A 1,213-nucleotide genomic window follows, 5' to 3' on the forward strand; every position below is an offset into this window, starting at 1 on the left:
GCTGCCGCGCGTCGTCGCCCATTCCAATGCTTCGGCGCGCAGCGTGTCGGGATCGATTGTCAGCCCGTGATGGCGGACATAGCCGTCGATCATGTCGAGATACTCGTCCTGCGAACATTTGTGGAAACCGAGCCACAGCCCGAAGCGGTCGGACAGCGACACCTTTTCCTCGACCGCTTCGGACGGGTTGATCGCGGTCGAGCGTTCATTGTCGATCATGTCGCGCGGCAAAAGATGGCGGCGGTTCGAGGTGGCGTAGAAGATGACATTGGCTGGACGGCCCTCGACGCCGCCTTCGAGCGCTGCCTTGAGCGATTTGTAGGAGGTGTCGTCATGGTCGAAGGAGAGGTCGTCGCAAAACAGGATGAAGCGGAAGGGCGCCGCCTTCAGCAGACCCATCAGCTTCGGCAGCGTGTCGATGTCCTCGCGGTGGATCTCGATCAGCTTCAACGGCAGGTCGGACCTGGCCTTGGCGTTGATCTCCGCATGCACGGCCTTGACCAGCGACGATTTGCCCATGCCGCGCGCGCCCCACAACAACACATTGTTGGCCGGGTAGCCGGCAGCGAAGCGTTCGGTGTTGTCGACAAGGATGTCGCGGACGCGGTCGACGCCACGGATCAGTCCGATGTCGACGCGGTTAACCCTGTGCACCGGTTCCAGATAGCCCGGATCGGCCTGCCAAACGAAGCAATCAGCCTCGCGGAGGTCGGTTTGGGGCACCGGCGGCGGGGCAAGGCGGCTCACCGCTTCGATCAGCCGGTCGAGTTTCTGGTTCAGGGCCTCAATGCTGCTGTCGGTCATGTCTGTCTTTTGTTTTCGCGTTTTTGATGTCTTGGGGCGTGAAGCTGCCCGATTTCGCCTGATACAAAACCGGTTGCAACCTTTTGTTCGAGCATAATTTTTTGCGGAAACCGGCTCGCGCTTTTTGCGATCCTGCTCTAACACGGCTCAACAGGCCGGAAAAGCAGCCGATTTGGCCGGCCGCGCAGTTGCATTGACAACTTTACCGACTATATTCCGGCCAAATTTCAAGGGGCCGCCAGATTGGCGGCTGTTTCAAAATTCAGGAGTACCTCGATGTTCGTGACACCGGCATACGCCCAAGGCGTCGGCGCTTCTCCCGACATGTTCATCAGCATTTTGCCGTTTGTCCTGATTTTCGTGATCATGTATTTTCTGATCATCCGGCCGCAGCGCACGCAGCTGAAGA

2 protein-coding genes are annotated in these 1,213 nt (G+C 58.9%); one reads left to right on the forward strand and one right to left on the reverse strand.

Annotated features, from left to right (window positions below):
* Positions 1-804, reverse strand: an 804-nt coding sequence (locus tag EN884_RS36405; protein ID WP_164895440.1) for an ATP-binding protein, incomplete at its 3' end; no start/stop codon positions are given.
* Between the two features lie 276 nt (positions 805-1,080).
* Between EN884_RS36405 and EN884_RS36410 the strand changes: the two genes are divergently transcribed.
* A partial coding sequence (locus tag EN884_RS36410) for a preprotein translocase subunit YajC (RefSeq protein ID WP_348629218.1) occupies positions 1,081-1,213 on the forward strand: 133 nt, incomplete at its 3' end.

Origin of the sequence: Mesorhizobium sp. M7A.F.Ca.AU.001.01.1.1 (genome assembly GCF_004022735.1) — a bacterium.
Lineage (GTDB): Bacteria > Pseudomonadota > Alphaproteobacteria > Rhizobiales > Rhizobiaceae > Mesorhizobium > Mesorhizobium ciceri.